Below are 20,296 nucleotides of genomic sequence, written 5' to 3'. Positions count from 1 at the left end.
GCGCGCCTTCCTGTTGCTGGACCTAATGTGGGCAAAAGAAAGCAACACCCCACCGAGATCGCACCTCACCGAGGGGACGGCCCGATGAGTGACACCGCGCAGAAGCCGGGCGAGACGCCCGGTTCGGCCGCAGCCAAGACCAATGTGACCAAGCGGGGCGGCGGCGACCCCGCCGCCCGGGGGCGGACGACCATCGCCGACGGCGTCGTCGAGAAGATCGCGGGCCTCGCGGCGCGCGACGTCGACGGAGTCCATGCCATGGGCAGCGGTCTCTCCCGCACGTTCGGCGCGGTGCGCGACCGGGTCCCCGGTGGCGCCAAGTCCGTGTCGCGCGGAGTGAAGGCCGAGGTCGGCGAGGTACAGACGGCGCTCGATCTGGAGATCGTCGTCGAGTACGGCGTGTCGATCGCGGACACCGCGCGCGCCGTCAGGGAGAACGTGATCGTCGCCGTCGAGCGCATGACCGGGCTCGAGGTCGTCGAGGTCAACATCGCCGTCAGCGACGTGAAGCTGCCGGACGAGGAGGACGAAGAGCCGGAGTCACGGCTCCAGTGACATCCGTCGGCACAGCTACGGGCTTCCCTAGGAGGAGCGCACGATGAATCTGGCCGTGGTCGGCATGATCGCCGGCATGGCCCTCGGATTCGCCGGATACTTCGGCGGCTTCGGGGCCTTCCTACTGGTGGCTGCGCTCGGCGCCATCGGTTTCGTCGCGGGCCGGTTCCTTGAAGGGGACCTGGAAGTCGGCGAGTTCTTCCGTTCCCGCGGCGATCGGCGGGGGTGACCGATGGCGGCACAGGTCGCGCCGGCCGAGCGCGGCGCGACCCGGATCGCCGACCGGGTCGTCGCGAAGATCGCCGCGCACGCGGCACGAGAGGCACTGACTCGGATCCCCGAGGACGGGGCGGCGCCGAACGCCACGGTCACCGTACGGCAGGACAGTGCGCGGGTCCGGATCAGCCTTGAGCTGGAGTACCCGACGGACATCGGTGGCCAGTGCGGCGCCGTGCGTCGTCAAGTGTCCCAGCGGGTAAGGGAGTTGGCGGGAATGGAAGTGCCCGAGGTGGCCGTCCAGGTCGAGCGGCTGCACTCGGCGCACACCCGTGGAACGGACCGGGGGAGGATCCGATGAGCGAACCCACCCGGCCGATTCCGGTGGTCGAGCGGGACGGCAGCTCGCTCGACCAGTCGGCGTCCGCCGCCTCGTACGAGCCGCACCCCACGCTGGAGAGCGAACCGAAGGCGAGCCGTTTCTGGTCCGGGCGGCGCGTTCCCGCGGCGCTCGTGGCCCTGGTGATCCTGGCCGCCGCCGGGCTGCTTCTCTACGACGTGGCGGCGGTGCGGGCGGGGCGCGCGTCCATGCAGTGGCGGCAGACGCTCGCGGACGAGCTCTCCACACGGACCCTCGACGACACCGCCGTCCTCGTCGGCGCGGGTGTCGCGGCCGCGCTCGGCCTGTGGCTGATCCTGCTCGCGGCGACGCCGGGGCTGCGCGCCCTGCTGCCGATGCGCCGCACCCACTCCGAGGTCCGCGCGGTGCTGCACCGGGACGCCGCGGCGATGGTGCTGCGCGACCGGGCCATGGAGGTGTCGGGCGTGCAGTCCGTACGGGTCCGTATGAAGCGCTCCAAGGTGGACGTGCGGGCGCTCTCGCACTTCCGTGAACTCGACGACGTACGGGCCGACTTGGACGCCACGCTCGGCGACGGGATCAAGGAGCTGGGGCTCGGCAAGGCGCCGGGCCTGTCCGTGCGGGTCGCACGGCCGGGGAAGAAGGGGTGAGCGGCGTGCTCAGGACCGTCAACCGGATCGTGCTGGGGTTGCTGGGGCTCGTCCTCGTACTCGGCGGCGGCTCGGTGCTCGCTGTCGGGCTCGGGGTGAACCCGCCGTCGTGGTGGATCCACGACGGCCCGGACGACGTACTGGTCAGCGACGCCGACCGGGCGCGCTGGCACGACGAGGGCTGGTTCTGGCCGACGGTGATCGCCGTGCTCGGCGTCGTCGTGCTGCTCGCCCTGTGGTGGCTGGTGGCCCAGCTGCGGCGCCGCAGGCTCGCCGAGGTGCTGGTCGACAGCGGCGACGGCGAGGGTGCGCTGCTGCGGGGCCGTGCCCTGGAGAACGTCCTCGTGAGCGGCGCGGAGTCCCTGGACGGGGTCGACCGGGCCGGCGTGCGGCTGCACGGTCGCCGCTCCACTCCGCAGGCCCGCGCGACCCTCACCCTGGAGCCGCACGCGGTTCCCGGTGAGGCCCTGCGACTGCTGAGCCAGGACTCCCTGAAGCAGGCGAGGGACTCGGCGGGCCTGACGGAACTGCCGACGGAGGTCCGCCTGAGGGCGGTCAAGCACCGCGCGGAACGGGTCAGCTGAGACCGTCAGAACCCGTGCCGGAAACCCCCGTCCACCGGCAGCATCACACCGGTGAGGTAGGACGCGGCGGGTGACAGGAAGAACGCCGCGGCCCGCCCGAACTCCTCCGGAGTCCCGTACCGCCGCAGCGGGATGCGGGACTCCTGCGCCGTCCGCGCCGCCTCCGGATCCGCCGCCATCCCGTCCAGCTCGCGCACCCGGTCCGTGTCGATACGCGCGGGCAGCAGCCCCACGACACGAATGCCGCGCGGCCCCAGCTCGTTCGCGAGGGACTTGGCGAAACCGGCGAGCCCGGGGCGCAGCCCGTTCGAGATGGTGAGGCCGGGGATCGGCTCGTGCACGGAGCCGGAGAGCACGAACCCGATGACCCCGCCCTCCTCCAGCTGCGCCGCGGCCGCTCGCGCGAGCCGCACCGCCCCGAGGAACACCGACTCGAACGCGGCCGTCCACTGCTCGTCCGTGTTGTCGGCGACAAAGCCCGGCGGGGGCCCGCCGACGCTCACCAGAATCCCGTCGAAGCCGCCGAACTGCTCGCGGGCCGCCCCGATGAGCCGCTCGGCGATGTCCGGGTCGGCGTTGTCGGCGGCGACGCCGTACGCGTTCGGCCCGAGCTCGGCCGCCGCCTCCTTGGCCTTCTGGTCGTCGCGCCCGCTGATGACGACCTTCGCGCCGTCGGCGACCAGCTCGCGCGCGGCCGCGTTGCCGAGGCCCCGCGTCGCGCCGGTGACTACGTACACACGGTTCTTCAGTCCAAGATCCATGGCCCTATCCTCCCCCTCCCTCGTCCGCCGTGCCGAACAGGGTCAGCGCCGTGCCCACGAGGCCGATGTGGCTGAACGCCTGCGGGAAGTTGCCGAGCTGCCGGCCCGCCACGGGGTCGTACTCCTCGGCGAGCAGCCCCACGTCGTTGCGCAGCGCCACGAGCCGTTCGAACAGCTCGCGCGCCTCCTTCTTGCGCCCCGTCATGTGCAGCGCGTCCGCGAGCCAGAACGAGCAGACCAGGAACGCGCCCTCCTGGCCGGGCAGCCCGTCCACGACGGTCTCGTCGGCGCTGTAGCGACGCAGGAAGCCCTTGTACGTCAGCTCGTCGCGGACCGCGTCGACCGTGCCGAGCACGCGCGGGTCGTCCGGTGGCAGAAAGCCGACGCGCGGCAGGAGCAGAAGGGCCGCGTCCAGTTCGGACGAGCCGTAGTACTGGGTGAACGTGCCGCGCTCCGCGTCGTAGCCGCGCTCGCACACCTCCCGGTGGACGGCGTCGCGCATCTTGCGCAGCCGTTCGATGTCGCCGGGCAGCTCAGGGTCCTCCTCCATGGCGCGCACGGTGCGGTCGGCGGCGACCCACACCATCACCTTCGAGTGCACGAAGTGCCGGCGCGGCCCGCGCACCTCCCACAGCCCCTCGTCGGGCTCGCGCCACGTCTCCTCCAGGAAGTCGAGCAGCGCCAACTGAAGCCGCCAGGCGTGGGGTTGGGCCTTCAGGCCCTCTCGGCGGGCGAGCGCGAGGGAGTCGACGACCTCGCCGTACACGTCCAGCTGGAGCTGATGGGCGGCGTCATTGCCCGTGCGTACGGGGCGGGAGTCGCGGTAGCCGCTCAGCCAGTCGAGCTCCTGCTCGGGAAGGCGCCGCTCGCCCGCGAGGCCGTACATGATCTGCAGGTCGGCCGGATCGCCCGCGGCGGCCCGCAGCAGCCAGTCGCGCCAGGCCTCGGCCTCGTCGAGATAGCCGGCCGAGAGCAGCGCGCCGAGCGTCAGGGTCGAATCGCGCAGCCAGCAGTACCGGTAGTCCCAGTTCCGTACGCCGCCGATCTCCTCGGGGAGCGAGGAGGTGGGGGCGGCCACGATGCCGCCGGTCGGCGCGAAGATGAGGGCCTTCAGCGTGAGGAGGGAGCGGAGCACGGCCTCCCGGTGCGGCCCTTCGTAGCGGCAGCGGTCCGCCCACGCCTGCCAGTCCTCCAGGCTGTGCCGCAGCGACTCGTGCGGGTCGATCAGCGGTGGGCGCTTCTCGTGCGAGGGGTGCCAGGTCAGGACGAAGGCGACCGTCTCGCCGGCCTCGACCGTGAACTCCGAGTGGGTACCGAAGTCCTCTCCCCACGTGTGGACGTCCGGTTCGCTGCGCAGCCAGGCCGAGTCAGGGCCCGCGACGGCGACCCGGTGGCCGTCGGCGCGGCGCATCCACGGCACGACGGAGCCGTAGTCGAAGCGCAGCCGCAGCGTGCCGCGCAGGGTGACGCGTCCGCTGAGGCCCTCGACGATGCGGACGACGTCCGGGGCTCTGTCGCGCTGCGGCATGAAGTCGGTGACGCGGACGCTGCCGTCCGGTGTCTCCCACTCGGTGTCGAGCACCAGGGAGCCGGGGCGGTACGCGCGCGTGGTGCGGTGTTCGGCCGCGCCTTCGGGGCCTTCGGCGGTTTCGGGGCCTTCGGCGGTTTTGGGGGCGATCCGCCAGTGGCCGTTCTCCTCGCCGCCGAGCAGCGCGGCGAAACAGGCGGGGGAGTCGAACCGGGGCAGGCACAGCCAGTCGATCGACCCGTCCCTGCCGACGAGCGCGGCGGTCTGGTGGTCACCGATGAGGGCGTAGTCCTCGATATGTGGGCGCACACGCCATGGGTTCCCCGTCATCGGCCCGGGGTTGCATGAAATTTCGAGTGGGCCCCGTGAGGCGCTCGGTCAGCCGACGGCGGCCGGCGTCTCGGCCTCGGCCGTGGACGTCTCTTCCTTGCGTCGCCGCTCCCGCAGCTCGCGCCGCACCAGCACCACCCAGCCCACGGGCACCGCGGCGGCGAACAGCCACCACTGGATCGCGTACGCGTAGTTCAGAGCGGAGTCCTCCTTGCCGGGGGCTCCGACCAGTTCGGGGGTTCCGCCCTTCGGGTCGGGCGCGGTCTGGGCGACGTAGCCGCCGAGCACCGTCCTGCCGAGGCGCTCGGCCTCCTGCTTGCTGTTGATCAGCATGACCTGCCGGTCGGGCAGGTCCTTGAGGTCCTTGATGCCGCTGGCCTCGGTCGTCTCGTTGGGCATCAGACGGCCGGTGACGGTGGTCTCGCCGCGCGGCGGGGCGGGGACCTTCGGGAAGGAGGTCTGCGCTCCGTTCGCCGGGATCCAGCCGCGGTTGATCAGCAGGACCTTGCCGTCCTTCAGGACGAACGGGGTCAGGATGTGATAGCCGACCTCTTCGTTCGAGTTGACCCGGCGGCGCACCACGAGCTCGTCGTCGGTGTCGAAGCGGCCCTTCGCGGTCACCGAGCGGTACCGCTCCTGGCTGTTGACGACGTGTCCGGGGGACGCCAGGTCCTCCACGGGCACGGGCTTCGCGTTGAGCGCGTTCGTGACCAGCTGGTTCCTGGCGTCGCGCTCGTGGTAGCGGTCCATCTGCCAGATGCCCAGCCGGATCATCGTGGGGATGAGGACGAGGGCGACCAGGGTGAGGATCACCCACTGCCGGGTCAACAGGAAGCGGTACACCCCATGACCGTACAGCGGCGGGCATGGGGTGCTTTCAGTGGGGTGCGCCCGATTGTGGCGGGCGTGTGCCGAAGGGTTCAGACGTTGTCGACGATGCCCACCTTCCCCTCCGCGCGGGAGCAGTGCGCCCCGCAGAACCAGTGCCCGTCGACCTCGACGCCCTGCCCGATGATGCGGCACCGGCAGTGCTCGCAGATCGGCGCCATGCGGTGGATGGCGCAGCTGAAGCAGTCGAAGACGTGGACCGCTCCCTGGGCATGGACCTCGAAGGACATGCCGTAGTCGTTTCCGCAGACTTCACAACGTGCCATGCGCCACAGGGTGGGTGTCCGGAGCGGCGCCGGGCGAGCGGGCGCGGGGCGAGTCGCCCCGCGTTCACCCGTCTGCCAGGGCCGGTGGCCTACGCGCCGTCCGCCGGTGTGACGTCCTGCAACAGCTGTCCGAACGCCGCCTCGTCCATGACCGGCGTCCCGAACTGCTTCGCCTTGACGACCTTCGAGGTGTACGAGTCCGGGTCATTGGTCACCAGGAGGCTGGTGAGCCGGGACAGGCTCGTCGCGACATGGAGGCCCGCGTCGACGGCCCGGTCCTCCAGGAGCTCGCGTTCGACCGACGTGTCCCCGGAGAACGCCACCCGCATGCCCTGCTTGAGCTGCTTGCCCGGCTCGTAGCGGCCCGGGTTCGGGTACGGGCAGGCGGGGCGCTTGCGCGAGGCGCGCCAGGTGCCCCCGCCGCCTCCCCGGGAGGAGGATCCGGGCTGACGCGGCACCGAGCCCTCCGACCACTCGGTGAGCGGGCGGCATTCGAGCAGCGGCAGCCGCACGTTCTCCGCAGCGGCCGTGCGCAGGCTCGGGCGGAACGCCTCCGCGAGCACGCGCGCGTCGTCGAGCGCGTTGTGCGCGTGCTCCTGTACGACGCCGAAGTGCGCCGCGAGGGACTCCAGCTTGTGGTTGGGCAGCGGCAGGCCCAGCTCCTTGGAGAGGGCGATGGTGCACAGGCGCTGGCGGACCGGGACGGTGCGCTGTGCGCGCGCGTACTCGCGGGCGATCATCGACCAGTCGAATACCGCATTGTGCGCGACCAGGACGCGGTCGTCGAGGCGCGCGGCGAACTCCTCGGCGATGTCCGAGAACAGCGGGGCGGCCGTGAGCACGTCTGTCGTCAGGCCGTGGATCCACACGGGGCCGGGGTCGCGCTGCGGGTTGACCAGCGTGTACCAGTGGTCCTCGACATCGCCCCGCGTGTCCAGGCGGTAGACGGCGGCGGAGATGATCCGGTCGTCCCGGGACAGGCCGGTGGTCTCCACGTCGACGACCGCGTATCCCTTCGGATACGCGGCCGGCCAGGAGGCTGCGGACGCTGCGGTCGGATGGTCTTCGAGCATGGTCCCAGAGGATACGGGCCGGGACTGACACTCCGGTCGCCGCCTTCCCCGCAAGCCGTGTCGCGGATCACGCCGCGGCTCAAGTGGGCGGGTCCAGGAGCGACTTCACCAGGGCGCGTACGGAAGTTGTGAAGATCCGCTCGGGGTCGGCGGGTGCGGCGAGCGCGCGGGCCAGTACCCGGTCCTCCTCCGCCGTGCCCGCGCCCCAGAGTTCCTCTTCGCGCGGGTGCTGGGCCGGGGCCCGCTCCCGGTTCCGCTCGACGAGGACGTGGCCGACGACCTGGAAGAGGACCGCGCGCACGGCCTCGGCCGCGCGCGTCCCGCGCAGCCCCGCGGCGTGCACCTCGTGCACGAGGGCCTGCTGTGCGGGCAGGAACATCCGCTCGGTGAGGCCGCGTTCATGGACCATCGCGATCAGATGCGGGTGGGCGCGCAGCCGGCGGCGCAGCGTGCGGGCGACGGAGAGGACGCGGTCCTGTGGCGTGGCCCCGCGGGGCCGGAAGCCGCCGAGATCGGCGACCGTCCTCTCCACGAGGGCGTCGAGCAGGGACTCGCGGTTGCCGACGTGCCAGTAGATCGACGTGACGGCCGTGCCCAGTTCGGCCGCGAGCTTGCGCATGGTGAGCGCCTGCGGTCCGTGCTGCTTGACGAGATCGGCGGCGACGGCGACGACCTCTTCGCGGGTGAGCGGTGCGCGTGCCGTCATGCCTCGCCCTCCCCGTCTCCCGCGGTTCCGGCCGACATCGACCGGCCGGTGCATGTGTCTTTACCCTTCATCGCCTCCGGTGTAACTGTGTTACAGGCGCCTCGCGAACGACCGAACGACCCCCAGCACGTCTCGTACGAAGGGTGGTACGACATGGCACGCGTACGGTACGGAGCGCGGAGTGAGGCGGAGATCGCCGCTTCGCGCTCGGCGAGCAGCAAGCTTCCCGACATCTGGTCCACCGGTGTGGTGGCCGTGTGGGAATCCGATCCGGACGCGGTGGCCGCGGTGCTGCCGCCGCCGCTGAAGCCCACAGGACGGCCCCTGGTGCGGGCCAACATCAGCAAGGTCGACCTGCCGGGCTACCCGCTGGGCGCGGGCTCGGTGGCCGTCGCCGCCGAGCACGGGGGAGTGGAGGGCTGGTATCCGCTCGTCATGCCGATGACGCACGAGCGGGCGCTGATCGGTGGACGCGAGGTCTTCGGTGAACCGAAGAAGCTCGGCGAGGTCACGGTGGAGCGCGACGGACTCGTCGTGACGGCGGCGCTCGCGCGGCACGGCATCGCGTTCGTGGAGGTGCGCGGCGCCGTCAGCGGCGAACTGCCGCTCCCGGAGCCCTCGCAGAAGACGGACTTCTACTTCAAGTTCCTTCCAGGGGTGGACGGTTCGGGCTTCGACGCGGATCCGGTCCTGGTGCACTGCCTGCGCAACGAGAAGGTCAGGAAGCTGGAGCGGATCACCGGGAACGTCGTCCTGCGGGAGTCCATGTTCGACCCGGTCGCCGACCTTCCGGTGCGGTCCCTGGTGGACATCACCATCGGTGAGAAGACCACCGACCAGAAGGGCAAGGTCGTCGAGCGGGTCAGCGCGCAGGCCCTGCTCCCGTACATCCATCAGCGCTACGACGACCCGCAGCAGATCCACGACGGCCCGCCCGAGGGGAGCGCCTGACATGGAGCTCCGCGCAGGACAGGTCGCCGTCGTCACGGGCGCGGCGAGCGGGATCGGGTTCGCCATGGCGCGGCGGTTCGCGGCGGACGGCCTGAAGGTGGTCCTCGCCGACGTCGAGAAGGGCGCGCTGGAGAGCGCGGCCGAGGAGCTGCGGCGCACCGGCGCGAGCGTGCACGCACGCGTGGTCGACGTCGGCGAGCGCGAGCAGGTCATGGACCTGGCCGAGGACACGTACGCGACGTTCGGCGCCTGCCACGTGCTGTGCAACAACGCGGGTGTCGGTTCGGGCGCCGAGGGCCGCATGTGGCAGCACGAACCGAACGACTGGAAGTGGGCGTTCAACGTCAACGTGTGGGGTGTCTTCCACGGCATCCAGGCCTTCGTGCCGCGCATGATCGAGGGCGGCGAGCCCGGTCACATCGTCAATACGTCCTCCGGGGACGGCGGCATCGCGCCGCTGCCGACGGCGTCCGTGTACGCGGTGACGAAGGCCGCCGTCGTGACCATGACCGAGTCGCTGTACGCGCATCTGAAGGCGGAGCACGCGCGCGTGGGCGCGTCCGTGCTGTTCCCCGGCCCCCACATGCTGCGCACCGGCCTGTGGGAGTCGCACCGCAACCGGCCCGACCGGTTCGCGAAGGAACGGCCGCGCAAGACGCCGTACCGCAGCCTCGACCAGTGGGAGACCGCCATGAAGGAGGCCGGGAACGAGATCGCGTTCACGCCCGTGGAGGAGGTCGCCGACTTCGTCGCCGAGGGCATCGCGGCGGACCGGTTCTGGCTGCTCCCCGAGAGCGAGCACAGCGACCGGCAGATCCGGGCGCGGTCGCGGTCGATGCTGGACCGGGCGAACCCGGCGTACCTGGAGAGCTTCATTCTCGACTGAGCACGGAGGGACGTGTGACGACCGAATGACCGACCAAGACCCGTACCTGATCATCTCCTCCGACTGCCACGCCGGGCTGCCCACCGAGGAGTACCGGCCCTACCTGGACAGTCGTTTCCACCGCGACTTCGACGCGTTCCTCGGTGAGCGGGACAAGCGCCGCGAGGAGGCGACCCGGCTCGGCATCCGCAACGACGCGTTCGCCGCCAAGTGGTTCGAGGACAACGAAGAGGGCCTGCGCGGCGGCTGGGACAGCGCACAGCGCCTCAAGGAGCTCGACGGCGACGGGGTGGCCGCCGAGGTCGTCTTCCCCGACGCGGACGCCGTGGACAGCCAGACAGCGGCGCCCTTCGGCGTCGGGCTCGGGCTCTCCGGCGACCAGGACCCCGAACTGGGCATGGCGGGCGCGCAGGCCCACAACCGGTGGCTCGCCGAGTTCGTCTCCCAGAACCCCGAACGGCACTGCGGCGTCGCCCTGTTGCCCGTCACCGCGGACCCGGACAAGGTGGTCGCCGAGATCCACCGTGCCAAGGAGTCGGGGCTCGGCGCCCTGATGATCCCCTCCATGTGGGTCGACCAGGACCCGTACCACGCGCGGCGCTACGACCCCGTGTGGGCGGCCGCGGCCGAGTGCGAGATGCCCGTCGTGACGCACTCGGGGGCGGCGCCGCGGCACGAGTACGGCGACCATCTGGGCATCTACGTAAGTGAAGTGACGTGGTGGCCGGCCCGGCCCCTGTGGTTCCTTCTCTGGTCGGGGGCCTTCGAGCGGCATCCGGGGCTGAAGTTCGGTGTCGCCGAGTCGGGCTGCTGGTGGCTGCCGAACCTGCTGTGGTTCATGGACCGCCTCTACCTGGGCGCGCACGGCGGCAAGAAGCTGTCCCCGTTCGCCGAGCTGAAGCGCTCACCGGCGGAGTACCTGGACCGGCAGATCTTCGTCTGCGCCACCAACACCAAGCGCCGCGAACTCGCCCAGCGCTACGAGATCGGCGTCGACAACATCCTGTGGGGCAGCGACTTCCCGCACCCCGAAGGGACCTGGCCCGACACGGGCACGTGGCTGAGGAAGACCTTCCACGACATCCCGGTCTCCGAGACCCGGCGGATGCTCGGCCTGTCCGCCGCCGAGGTGTTCGGCTTCGACACCGCCAGGCTGGCGCCGCTCGCGGCCCGCATCGGCCCGACCCCGGCCGACCTCGGCCAGGACGCCGACCAGAGCGCCGTGGAGGCGTCCTGGGCGCGCTCGCGCGAGGTGGGCAGGCACTGGCTGACCGAGCACGACTTCCCGCACATCGGGGTGACCCCATGAGCCCTGCGAACCCTGCCGCGGACAGGTACACCGTCATCTCGGCGGACTGCCACGCGGGCGCCGATCTCCTCGACTACAAGCCGTACTTGGCGGCCGGGTACCACGACGCCTTCGACGCGTGGGCGGCCTCGTACGTGAACCCCTACGAGGACCTGCTCGCCGACACCGCCGACCGGAACTGGAACTCCGAGCGGCGCCTCGCGGAGCTGGAGCAGGACGGCATCGTCGCCGAGGTCGTCTTCCCCAACACCATCCCGCCGTTCTTCCCGTCCGCCTCGCTCATGGCGCCCGCTCCCACCCGCGAGGAGTTCGAGCAGCGCTGGGCGGGCCTGCGCGCCCACAACCGGTGGCTGGCGGACTTCTGCGCCGCCGCCCCGGGCCGCAGGGCGGGCGTCTTCCAGATCCTCCTCAACGACGTCGACGAGGCCGTCAAGGAGATCCGCTGGGCGGCCGAAGCGGGCCTGAAGGGCGGCCTGTTGCTGCCCGGCACGCCGCCGGGTTCCGGCCTTCCGGAGCTGTACTCGTCGACGTACGACCCGATCTGGCGGACCTGCGCCGAGCTCGGCGTCCCGGTCAACCACCACGCGGGTTCGGCGTCCCCGCCGCTCGGCGAGGAACCGGCCGCACGCGCGGTCTTCATGGTCGAGACGACGTGGTTCTCGCACCGCGCCCTGTGGCACCTCGTCTTCGGTGGCGCCTTCCGCAAGCATCCCGATCTGAGGCTCGTCCTCACGGAGCAGGGCTCGGGCTGGATACCTGGCGTCCTGGACATGCTGGACTACTACCACGCGCGCCTGGTCAGGGCGGCGACGAAGGCGACAGGTACGACGGCGAAGACCGCTGAGGCCAAGTTCGGTGCCGGGCTCGCCGATTCGATGGGCAAGGGCCCCTCTACTGTGTGGCGCGAAAACTGCTACGTAGGCGCGAGTTTCATGCGGCCCCACGAAGTGCCCCTGCGGGACCGGATCGGCCTCGACAAGATCATGTGGGGCAGCGACTACCCGCACGACGAGGGCACGTACCCGTACACGCGCGAAGGCCTGCGCATCGCCTACGCGGGGCTCCCGAAGGACGAGATCGTCGCGATGGTCGGCGGCAACGCGGCCCGCGTCTACGGGTTCGACCTCGGCCTCCTCGACCCCATCGCGGCCCGCGTGGGCCCCACGGTCGCGGAGATCGACGAGCCGCTCAAGGAGCCGCCCGCGGACGCGACGAGCCCGGTGTTCGCGCCAGGGGCGTCGGTACGCGTGTGGTGACGCGCCGGGTGGCATGCTCGCCGCGTGACGGAACCCGGAGCGCGACCCACCCATGACGAGTCCCACGGCGGCGCGCTCGGCTCGCGGCTCAACTGGCTGCGCGCCGCCGTGCTCGGCGCCAACGACGGCGTGGTCTCCACCGCGGGACTCGTCGTCGGCGTCGCGGGAGCCACCGACGACCGCTCCACGTTGCTCACGGCCGGGCTCGCCGGGCTGCTCGCCGGATCGATGTCCATGGCCGCGGGCGAGTACGTCTCCGTGTCCACGCAGCGCGACTCCGAGAAGGCCGCCATCGCCATGGAGAAGCGCGAGCTGACCGAGCAGCCGGACGCTGAACTGGAGGAGCTCACCGACCTGTTGGAGGAGCGCGGGCTCAGCCGGGAGGTGGCCCGCGAGGCCGCCGAGCAGCTCACCGAACGGGACGCGCTGCGCGCCCACGCGCGCGTGGAACTCGGCATCGACCCCGACGACCTCACCAACCCGTGGCACGCCGCCTGGGCCAGCTTTCTCGCCTTCACGGTGGGCGCGCTGCTGCCACTGCTCGCCATCGTCCTGCCGCCCTCCGCGTGGCGGCTGCCCGTCACGGTCTGCTCCGTCCTCGTCGCGCTCGCCTTCACCGGTTACGTAAGCGCCCGGATGGGCAGCGCGGCGGTGCGGCCCGCGGTGTGGCGCAACGTGGGCGGGGGAGCGCTCGCGATGGCCGTCACGTACGCGGCGGGATCTTTGTTGGGTGCCGCCGGAGTCTGACCCGTACCGCGGGTAATACTTGTCAGTAACCAGCTATAGCCGGAGGCAGGTCAGGGACCTTACGGTGCACGCATGCCGTCCCCGAACCTGCCCGATGCCGTGCTGTGGTCGATCCCCGCCTTCGTGCTGCTCACGATCGTGGAGATCATCAGCGTCCGGATCCACCCCGACGACGAGGCCGCCGGCTACGAGACCAAGGACGCGGCGACCAGCGTCACCATGGGGCTCGGAAGCCTGGTCTTCGACCTCCTGTGGAAGCTCCCGATCGTCGCGATCTACACGGCGGTCTACGAACTGACGCCGCTGCGCGTGCCCGTCCTGTGGTGGACGATCCCGCTGATGCTGCTCGGCCAGGACTTCTTCTACTACTGGTCGCACCGCGGGCACCACGTGATCCGCATCCTGTGGGCGTGCCACGTGGTGCACCACTCCAGCCGCAGGTTCAACCTGACCACGGCGCTGCGACAGCCCTGGACGAGCCTGACCGTGTGGCCGTTCTACCTGCCGCTCATCGCGCTCGGCGTGCACCCGGCGGCGCTCGCGTTCTGCTCGTCGGTCAACCTCGTGTACCAGTTCTGGATCCACACCGAGCGCATCGACAAGATGTGGCGGCCCTTCGAGTTCGTCTTCAACACGCCCTCCCACCACCGCGTCCACCACGCCTCCCAAGGCGGCTACCTGGACCGGAACTTCGGCGGGATCCTCATCCTCTGGGACCGCCTCTTCGGCTCGTGGGTGGCGGAGGTCGAGCGTCCCGAGTTCGGGCTCACCAAGAACATCAGCACCTACAACCCGCTGCGCGTCGCCACCCACGAGTACGCGGCCATCGCCAAGGACCTGCGGGCGGCCGCCAGTTGGCGCGAGCGGGCCGGGAGGGTCTTCCGGGGGCCGGGGTGGCAGCCGGAGCCCGTCGGCGTGCCGAACGCCCCGGAGAAGGTCACCGAGGGCGCCGCGTGAGGCCTGCCGCACCGATGTGGCGCGCCGCGTTCCTCGGGGTGTGCGCCGCCGACCTCGTCGCGCTGCTCGTGGGCGCGGAAGGCGCGCACATCGTCCTCAAGCCCCTGCTCATGCCGCTGCTCGCGGCCTACGTGATCGCGTGCCGCGGCCCCCGGCTGCTGTGCGCCGCCCTGCTGCTGGGGTGGTGCGGCGACGTGCTGCTGCTGTTCGACCAGGACACCGTGTTCCTCGCCGGGATGGGCGCCTTCGCCGTCGGGCACGTCTGCTACTTGGTGCTCTTCAAGCGGCACGGGACGGCACGCGCGCGTAGTGCGCTGCTCGGGGCCGCGTACGGCGTCGCGCTCGTCGTGACGGTGGCCTCCCTGTGGCCGGATCTGCCGGCGGACATGCGCGGGCCCGTCGCCGCGTACAGCGTGCTGCTGACCTGCATGGCGTTCGCGTCCTCACGGCTCGGGACGGCGGCGGGCATCGGCGGCGCGCTGTTCCTTCTCTCGGACTCGCTCATCGCCATGGGTGTCGCCGACTGGCCCGCCCTGCCGCGCCCCGACTTCTGGGTCATGGGCACTTACGTAGCGGCGCAGTACCTGCTCGCGCGCGGGGTGCTCGGGGAGCGGGCCGTGCCGTCGCAGGCGTACCGTGAAAGGCGCGCCGCGACCCGGCGCACCGCTCACTGACCTGCGTCGACGGCAGGTCCCGCACGAAGGAACACCCCCATGCGCGCCACCACCATCCATGCCCCGTACGACATGCGCGTGGAGGACGTTCCCGACGCCGCCGTCGTGCGGCCCACGGACGCCGTGGTGCGTGTCCTGCGCGCCTGCATCTGCGGCAGCGACCTCTGGGCCTACCGGGGCGAGGCCGCGCGGCAGGCCGGGCAGCGCATCGGGCACGAGTTCCTCGGCATCGTCGAGGAGACCGGCTCCGAGGTGTCCGTCTTCAAGCGCGGAGACCTGGTCGTCGCGCCCTTCATGTGGTCGGACGGGGTGTGCGACTACTGCCGCGAGGGCCTGACCACGTCGTGCGAGCACGGCGGTTTCTGGGGCGCGGTCGGCCACGACGGAGGCCAGGGCGAGGCCGTGCGCGTCCCGTACGCCGACGGCACGCTCGTCGCGCTGCCCGCCGACGCCGCCTCGGACGAGCGCCTGCTGTCCGCCCTCCTGACGCTGTCCGACGTGCTGGGCACCGGCCACCACGCGGCGCTCGGCGCGGGTGTGCGCAAGGGCGCCACCGTCGCCGTCGTCGGGGACGGCGCCGTGGGCCTGTGCGGAGTCCTCGCGGCCCACCGGCTCGGCGCCGAGCGGATCATCGCGCTCGGCCGCCATCAGGTGCGTACGGACATCGCACGGAGCTTCGGTGCCACGGACGTCGTCGCGGAGCGCGGCGAGGCGGCGGTCGCGGCGGTCCGCGAACTCACCGGCGGCCAGGGCGCGCACGCCGTGATCGAGGCGGTCGGCACCGAGCAGTCCATGAACACCGCCGTGAACATCACCCGCGACGGCGGCGCCATCGGCTTCGTCGGCGTCCCGCACGGCAGCGGCAGCGGAGTCGACCTGCGCGTCATGTTCGACCACAACATCGCGCTGCGCGGCGGCGTCGCCCCCGTCCGCACCTACATCCCCGAACTGCTGCCCGATGTCCTGGACGGGACCATCGACCCGTCGCCCGTCTTCGACATGACGGTCGACATCGAGGGCGTGCCCGGTGGCTACAAGGCGATGGACGAGCGCGTCGCCCTCAAGGTGATGGTCACCAACTAGGGTTCCTCTTAGTCGCCTCTACGGAGCAGCCTCTACGGAGGCGCGCGCTCACCAGCGGATCGGTACCGGCAGCGCCGTCAGCGTCGCCGACACCGCCACCACGACCGCCAGGATCACGACCTCCGCACGCGCGGGTACGTAGGCGTCGTCACGGTCCGGGGCGCGGCGCAGGCGCAGCCGCGCCACCAGAGCGAGGCCCGCGACGACGGCGACGAGCAGCACCTTCGCGAGCAGCACGCGCCCGTAGGCCGTCGTCGTCAGCTGATCGAGGACCGTGCTCGGGGGCATCCGGCGCAGGGTGCTGCACACGCCCGTCGCGGTGATGACCGCGAGCAGCACCGCGGCCACGCGCGCGTAGAGGCCGAGAAGCGCCGTGCCCGCCTCGGGCGCGCTCGTGCGCCAGGCGTGCCGCGTGCGCAGCACGTACAGCAGCCCGCCCACCCACAGGGCGGCGCAGGTCAGATGGACCAGGGTGAGACCCGAACCGAGCAGTGCGCCGTCCTCGGCCGCCGGGTGCGCCCGCAGCGCCTCCGCCACGGCCACGGCGGCCAGCGGGAGCAGCGCCGTCGTAGGACGCCGCCAGCGGGCGCACAGGCCCGCGAGCAGAAAGCCGTTGACCTCCACGAGTGCGAGCGTGCCGTCACGTGTCCCGCCCAGGCCACCGATGTCCAGGGCGGCAACGCTGTGCGGGATCAGGTTCCCGGAGGCCACCACGGAGGCGAGCCCGAGCGCGGCCGCGAACCCGGCCCACGGCGCGTACGCCGACCAGGTGCGGGGCGCCTCCCTCGACGGGTCCACCCTGCGCGCGAGGAACCCGGCGAACACCTCGCCCATCTGGACGCACAACGCCGCGAACAGGACCGTGCGCAGGAGCGCGATCACGCCGACGCCGGGCGCCGAGGCCTCACCGGTGCCGTCGAGCGCGGCGCGCGGCCCCAGCAGCGGGATCAGCGCGGCCACGGCCACGAGTACGAGCACGGCGACGGCGCGCCCCGCGCCGGGTCTGCGCAGGGAGACTTCGGCCCCGACGGAAACGGGAGCCTCTGTGGGCGGCGGTATGGAACTCACCACTGGATCTTCACCAGGCGGCACGGATCCCGGCAAGCGCAGACCAACAAGTGGGGCATGCGAATCCGGACCATGTGCGGCCGGGTCCGGTGCTGTGCTGCGTTGGTTCACGACTACGTAGGACGCGATTTCGCGGTCCCGCGGTTCACCCCGCCGGCAGCCACCCGGCCTCGTCCGTGCCCCAACCCCCCGGAGGGCGGGACCAGTTCGCCGGTCCGCCGTCGAACGACAGAGGTGGCAGGGCGTGCCGCAGGCGCCCGATCGGGCTGTCCGCCTCGGTCAGCCAGGCGGCCGGATCGTCCGCCTCGTACGGCTGCGCGCGCTCGCCGTACCCTCTCGGGCGCGCCCCTTGCACGAGCCAGGCCGCCGTCTGCGCGAGCGCGAGCCGTACCACCCGCGTACCGCCCCGCGCCGTCTGTTCGGTGAGCGCGCGCAGCACCGCCGCCGCGAGCAGATAGCCCGTACCGTGGTCGAGCGCCTGCGCGGGCAGCGTCCCGGGGCGCTCGGGGGAGCCCTCGGTCGCCGCGATGCCCGACGCCACCTGGACGAGGCTGTCGAAGCCGCGCCGCCCGCTCCACGGCCCGTACCCGCCCCAGGCCGACAGCGCCGCCACCACGAGCCCCGGCCGCCGTTCGGCGAGCGCCTCGGGAGCGAGCCCGAACCGGTCGAGCGCGCCCGGCCGGTACCCCGTGATCACCACGTCCGCGCCCGCGAGCAGTTCGTCGAACGTGCGCCGGTCCGCCGCGTCCGTCAGGTCGAGCCGGGTCGAGCGTTTCCCGAAACCCGTGTCGGCGTGCGCGTCCGGCGACTCGGGCAGCTGCGGCGCGTCCACCCGCAGCACGTCCGCGCCGAGCAGCGCGAGGGTGCGCGTGGCGACAGGGCCCGCGATGACGCGGGTGAGATCGAGGACCCGGATCCCGGCCGCGGGCGAGAGCACCCCGCGCGACAGCGTCCGGGGCGGCGCCGCGTCGACCCGGTCGAGCGTCAGGAGCGGCTGGGCCGCCACCTGTGCGCCCTGCGGATGCGCCGCCCACTCCTCGGGCGTGCGCAGCGCGACGGCCAGGCCACCGGCCGCGTGGACCGTCTCCTCGACCTCGAACGCGGAGCGCTCCGCGAGCAGCGCCGCCACCTCGTCCACGGTCGCGTCCGCGCCGACCCCGAGGGCCGCGCACAGCCGCGCCCGGTGGTGCGGATAGTTGGCGTGGGTGCGCAGCCAGCCGTCCCGCGCATGCCAGAAGCGCGACAGCGGAGCGAAGTTGACCGGCGCGCGCCCCTCGATCAGCAGATGCCGCTCGCTGGTGAACGCGGTGGCCACCGCGCCGTCGTCGACGCGCACCCGTATGGCGCCGAGGGAGTGCCTCGCGCGCGTGGCGGCCAGTTCGGCGGCGGCGAGGGAGCAGCAGCCGACGCAGGACCTGGCCAGGTCGACGACGGGGAGGCGGGCGGGCAGCGCACCCGCGCGCGTGCGGTACGAAACGCGGGCGAGCAGGGCGGGGTCGCCGCCGAGCGCCGCCCACGCGGCCCGGGTGTCGACCGGTGCATGGGGCGCATGTGTCATGTCCGCACTATCGCGCAGCACTTGGCCCGGCACACGGGCGGCACACGCAGGGGCCGGGTGGCGTGCGCCACCCGGCCCCTGTCCGCCTCACATGTTTCGTACGGCGTGGGTCACTTGACGGCCTTCAGCGCGTCGACGATCCCGTATCCGTAGAAGCCGTTGCGTCGCTCGGGGCCCTCGCAGACCGCGTCGACCGTGCCGTCGCCGTCCCCGTCGTACGCGGTCGGGCACGGCTCCTTGTCGGCCTGCGCTTTCATCAGGGACTGCAGCTGTGCCGGAGTGGCCTTCGGGTGCGTCGACTTGAGGAGCGCGGCGACGCCCGCGGCGTGCGGCGAGGCCATCGACGTGCCCTGCAGCCAGCCGTACTGGTTGCCCGGCAGCGTGGACAGGATGCGACCGTCCTTCGACGGGGTGTCGGCCGGCTTCTTGTACTTGTCGCCGCCCGGCGCCGCGATGTCGATGACACCGTTGCCGTACGTCGAGTAGTACGACTTGGCCTTGGTCACGCCCGTCGCGCTCACCGTGACGACACCCGGCAGCTGCGTCGGGATGTCGAAGCAGGTGTGCGGGTCGATCGTGCGGTTCACCGGCGTCGAGTCGTCGGGGCTCGAGTCGTCCACGATCGCGTCGGAGTCGAGGTCGTGGTTGGAGTTGCCCGCCGACGCCAGGTTCAGGGTGCCCTTCTTCTGGGCGTACAGCTGGGCCCGGTTGACCGCGTCGACGATGGCCCGCTGGTCGGGGTCGTCCATGCAGTTGTAGAGCCACGGGTCCACGTAGTAGCTGTTGTTGGTCACCTCGATCCCGTGGTCGGCGGCGAACACGAAGGCGCAGACCACGCTCTCCGGGTAGAACAGCTCGCTGACCGGGTCGGCCACCTTGATGCCCGCGACCTTCACGCCCGGCGCGACACCGGCGACGCCGATCCCGTTGCGCGCGGCGGCGATCTCACCGGCGACGTGCGTGCCGTGGTAGTGATCCGGGTTCGCGGGCCGCCAGGCACCCGGCGAGGTGTCCGCCTTGCCGCCGACACAGTTCGCGGACTGCGACGCGGAGAAGTTCGGGGCGAGGTCGGGGTGGGTGTCGTCCACGCCGGTGTCGATGACGCCGACGGTGACCTTCTTGCTGCCCGGGTTGATCTTCGCGGCCTTGTCGGCGCCCATCGCCCGCAGGTCCCACTGGTCGGCCTCGAGCGGCTCCTGGGCGGAACTCGCCTGCGCGGCAACGGACTTGGCGTCCGCCTTCGACAGCTTCTGGACGGCGCCCTCTTCGGTGGTGCCGGCCAGGCTGAGTGGCGCGGTGCGGGTCGCGCCCGCCGTGGCCACCCCCTTCGCCGCGCGTATCTGCTTGCCGAAGTCGGGGTTCGCGGACTGCACGACGAAGACGCCGATCTTCGCGTACGTCGCGACGATGGAGCCGTCCGCCGCGGATATCGCCTTGCTCACCGAGGAGATCGTGCGGGCATCGGAGCCGCGCGTGTTCACCACGTAAGCGAGTGAGGATTCCGAACTGGCCGTCACCGAGGGCGAGTCGGCGACGGGGGTCGCTGCCGCGGACGGCAGGAAGCCGAAGGAGGCCGTCAGTGCGATACCGACCGGCAGGGCCAGGGCCAGGCGGCGCCGGGACGACAGGCGTCTGGCGGGCAGGCGTCTGGAAGGCAGATGAGCCATGGGGTCTCCACATCATCCGTCGTTTATGGAAATGCCCGGTACACGAGTGGGTATCGGGCAGGTACATGACGCGTGGTGCGGTGTGAACGTATCTCTGGTCGCCGCAGGTCATCAACGAGTTCCGAAAGAAGTTCCGAAAGAAACCAGGTGAGTTGAACCGCGCCGACCGTGCTCCCGTGCCGTTGTGCAGGAGGTCGGGGAGCTCTACCATCGCGACCCGGC

Annotated in this window: 22 protein-coding genes; 13 read left to right on the top strand and 9 right to left on the bottom strand. The window is 71.8% G+C overall.

Annotated elements, in window-relative coordinates; translation table 11 throughout:
- The first annotated feature begins 84 nt into the window (after nucleotides 1–84).
- From OKJ99_RS15825 to amaP, 5 genes are read left to right on the top strand one after another with little or no spacing between them, the layout of a single operon-like run.
- A complete protein-coding gene (locus tag OKJ99_RS15825) occupies nucleotides 85–555 on the top strand; it encodes an Asp23/Gls24 family envelope stress response protein (protein ID WP_326016851.1) in 471 nt (156 codons plus the stop codon).
- A gap of 43 nt (nucleotides 556–598) precedes the next feature.
- A complete protein-coding gene (locus OKJ99_RS15820) occupies nucleotides 599–784 on the top strand; it encodes a hypothetical protein (RefSeq protein ID WP_266721070.1) in 186 nt (61 codons plus the stop codon).
- Nucleotides 785–787: 3 nt separating this feature from the next.
- Entirely contained in the window at nucleotides 788–1,132 is a 345-nt protein-coding gene (locus OKJ99_RS15815) for an Asp23/Gls24 family envelope stress response protein (protein ID WP_326016850.1), read from the top strand.
- Entirely contained in the window at nucleotides 1,129–1,782 is a 654-nt protein-coding gene (locus OKJ99_RS15810; RefSeq protein ID WP_326016849.1) for a DUF6286 domain-containing protein, read from the top strand. The genes OKJ99_RS15815 and OKJ99_RS15810 overlap by 4 nt, the downstream gene beginning before the upstream one ends.
- The gene (gene amaP / locus OKJ99_RS15805; RefSeq protein ID WP_326016848.1) at nucleotides 1,779–2,366 is read left to right on the top strand and encodes an alkaline shock response membrane anchor protein AmaP; all 588 of its coding nucleotides are present in this window, start codon (nucleotides 1,779–1,781) and stop codon (nucleotides 2,364–2,366) included. The genes OKJ99_RS15810 and amaP overlap by 4 nt, the downstream gene beginning before the upstream one ends.
- A gap of 5 nt (nucleotides 2,367–2,371) precedes the next feature.
- Here amaP and OKJ99_RS15800 read toward each other — a convergent pair whose 3' ends face one another.
- The 6 genes from OKJ99_RS15800 to OKJ99_RS15775 all read right to left on the bottom strand — a co-directional run bounded on the left by OKJ99_RS15800 (nucleotide 2,372) and on the right by OKJ99_RS15775 (nucleotide 7,918).
- On the bottom strand, nucleotides 2,372–3,127 hold the full coding sequence (locus tag OKJ99_RS15800; protein ID WP_326016847.1) for an SDR family oxidoreductase: 756 nt from the start codon (nucleotides 3,125–3,127) through the stop codon (nucleotides 2,372–2,374).
- A gap of 4 nt (nucleotides 3,128–3,131) precedes the next feature.
- A complete protein-coding gene (locus tag OKJ99_RS15795) occupies nucleotides 3,132–4,964 on the bottom strand; it encodes a glycoside hydrolase family 15 protein (protein ID WP_326016846.1) in 1,833 nt (610 codons plus the stop codon).
- Between the two features lie 69 nt (nucleotides 4,965–5,033).
- Nucleotides 5,034–5,828 carry an SURF1 family cytochrome oxidase biogenesis protein gene (locus OKJ99_RS15790; protein WP_326016845.1) on the bottom strand — a complete coding sequence of 265 codons (795 nt, stop codon included), beginning with the start codon at nucleotides 5,826–5,828 and terminating at the stop codon, nucleotides 5,034–5,036.
- Between the two features lie 77 nt (nucleotides 5,829–5,905).
- Nucleotides 5,906–6,139 carry a hypothetical protein gene (locus OKJ99_RS15785; protein WP_266721084.1) on the bottom strand — a complete coding sequence of 78 codons (234 nt, stop codon included), beginning with the start codon at nucleotides 6,137–6,139 and terminating at the stop codon, nucleotides 5,906–5,908.
- An 89-nt stretch (nucleotides 6,140–6,228) separates the two neighbouring features.
- On the bottom strand, nucleotides 6,229–7,212 hold the full coding sequence (locus OKJ99_RS15780; protein ID WP_326016844.1) for a DEDDh family exonuclease: 984 nt from the start codon (nucleotides 7,210–7,212) through the stop codon (nucleotides 6,229–6,231).
- A 79-nt stretch (nucleotides 7,213–7,291) separates the two neighbouring features.
- The gene (locus OKJ99_RS15775; protein ID WP_326016843.1) at nucleotides 7,292–7,918 is read right to left on the bottom strand and encodes a TetR/AcrR family transcriptional regulator; all 627 of its coding nucleotides are present in this window, start codon (nucleotides 7,916–7,918) and stop codon (nucleotides 7,292–7,294) included.
- Nucleotides 7,919–8,071: 153 nt separating this feature from the next.
- Here OKJ99_RS15775 and OKJ99_RS15770 point away from each other — a divergent pair, with 153 nt between their 5' ends.
- The 8 genes from OKJ99_RS15770 (at nucleotide 8,072) to OKJ99_RS15735 (ending at nucleotide 15,781) form a co-directional block, all read left to right on the top strand.
- The gene (locus OKJ99_RS15770; protein WP_326016842.1) at nucleotides 8,072–8,869 is read left to right on the top strand and encodes an acetoacetate decarboxylase family protein; all 798 of its coding nucleotides are present in this window, start codon (nucleotides 8,072–8,074) and stop codon (nucleotides 8,867–8,869) included.
- Nucleotide 8,870: 1 nt separating this feature from the next.
- The gene (locus OKJ99_RS15765; RefSeq protein WP_326016841.1) at nucleotides 8,871–9,755 is read left to right on the top strand and encodes an SDR family NAD(P)-dependent oxidoreductase; all 885 of its coding nucleotides are present in this window, start codon (nucleotides 8,871–8,873) and stop codon (nucleotides 9,753–9,755) included.
- 25 nt (nucleotides 9,756–9,780) lie between these two features.
- On the top strand, nucleotides 9,781–11,064 hold the full coding sequence (locus tag OKJ99_RS15760) for an amidohydrolase family protein (RefSeq protein WP_326016840.1): 1,284 nt from the start codon (nucleotides 9,781–9,783) through the stop codon (nucleotides 11,062–11,064).
- Nucleotides 11,061–12,320, top strand: a complete 1,260-nt coding sequence (locus OKJ99_RS15755; protein WP_326016839.1) for an amidohydrolase family protein — start codon at nucleotides 11,061–11,063, stop codon at nucleotides 12,318–12,320. Before OKJ99_RS15760 ends, OKJ99_RS15755 begins: the two co-directional genes overlap by 4 nt.
- Nucleotides 12,321–12,344: 24 nt before the next feature.
- Nucleotides 12,345–13,067: a VIT1/CCC1 transporter family protein gene (locus OKJ99_RS15750; RefSeq protein WP_326016838.1), complete on the top strand. Its 723-nt coding sequence runs from the start codon at nucleotides 12,345–12,347 to the stop codon at nucleotides 13,065–13,067.
- A gap of 72 nt (nucleotides 13,068–13,139) precedes the next feature.
- A complete protein-coding gene (locus OKJ99_RS15745; RefSeq protein ID WP_326016837.1) occupies nucleotides 13,140–14,024 on the top strand; it encodes a sterol desaturase family protein in 885 nt (294 codons plus the stop codon).
- A gap of 14 nt (nucleotides 14,025–14,038) precedes the next feature.
- Complete coding sequence (locus OKJ99_RS15740) at nucleotides 14,039–14,698, top strand: lysoplasmalogenase (RefSeq protein ID WP_326016909.1); 660 nt, start codon at nucleotides 14,039–14,041, stop codon at nucleotides 14,696–14,698.
- A gap of 39 nt (nucleotides 14,699–14,737) precedes the next feature.
- Nucleotides 14,738–15,781, top strand: a complete 1,044-nt coding sequence (locus OKJ99_RS15735; RefSeq protein ID WP_326016836.1) for a zinc-dependent alcohol dehydrogenase family protein — start codon at nucleotides 14,738–14,740, stop codon at nucleotides 15,779–15,781.
- Between the two features lie 48 nt (nucleotides 15,782–15,829).
- Here the strand turns inward: OKJ99_RS15735 and OKJ99_RS15730 are convergent, their stop codons facing one another.
- From OKJ99_RS15730 to OKJ99_RS15720, 3 genes are all read right to left on the bottom strand, one after another.
- Entirely contained in the window at nucleotides 15,830–16,849 is a 1,020-nt protein-coding gene (locus OKJ99_RS15730; RefSeq protein ID WP_407700705.1) for a CopD family protein, read from the bottom strand.
- Nucleotides 16,850–16,994: 145 nt separating this feature from the next.
- Nucleotides 16,995–18,407 carry a CoA transferase gene (locus OKJ99_RS15725; RefSeq protein WP_326016835.1) on the bottom strand — a complete coding sequence of 471 codons (1,413 nt, stop codon included), beginning with the start codon at nucleotides 18,405–18,407 and terminating at the stop codon, nucleotides 16,995–16,997.
- 110 nt (nucleotides 18,408–18,517) lie between these two features.
- Nucleotides 18,518–20,074, bottom strand: coding sequence for a S8 family serine peptidase (locus OKJ99_RS15720; RefSeq protein WP_326016834.1), 1,557 nt, complete (start codon nucleotides 20,072–20,074; stop codon nucleotides 18,518–18,520).
- Between the last annotated feature and the right edge of the window lie 222 nt (nucleotides 20,075–20,296).

It is taken from the genome of Streptomyces endophyticus (genome assembly GCF_035798155.1).
Lineage (GTDB): Bacteria > Actinomycetota > Actinomycetes > Streptomycetales > Streptomycetaceae > Streptomyces > Streptomyces endophyticus.
This window is presented reverse-complemented; position numbering and strand designations above follow the sequence as displayed.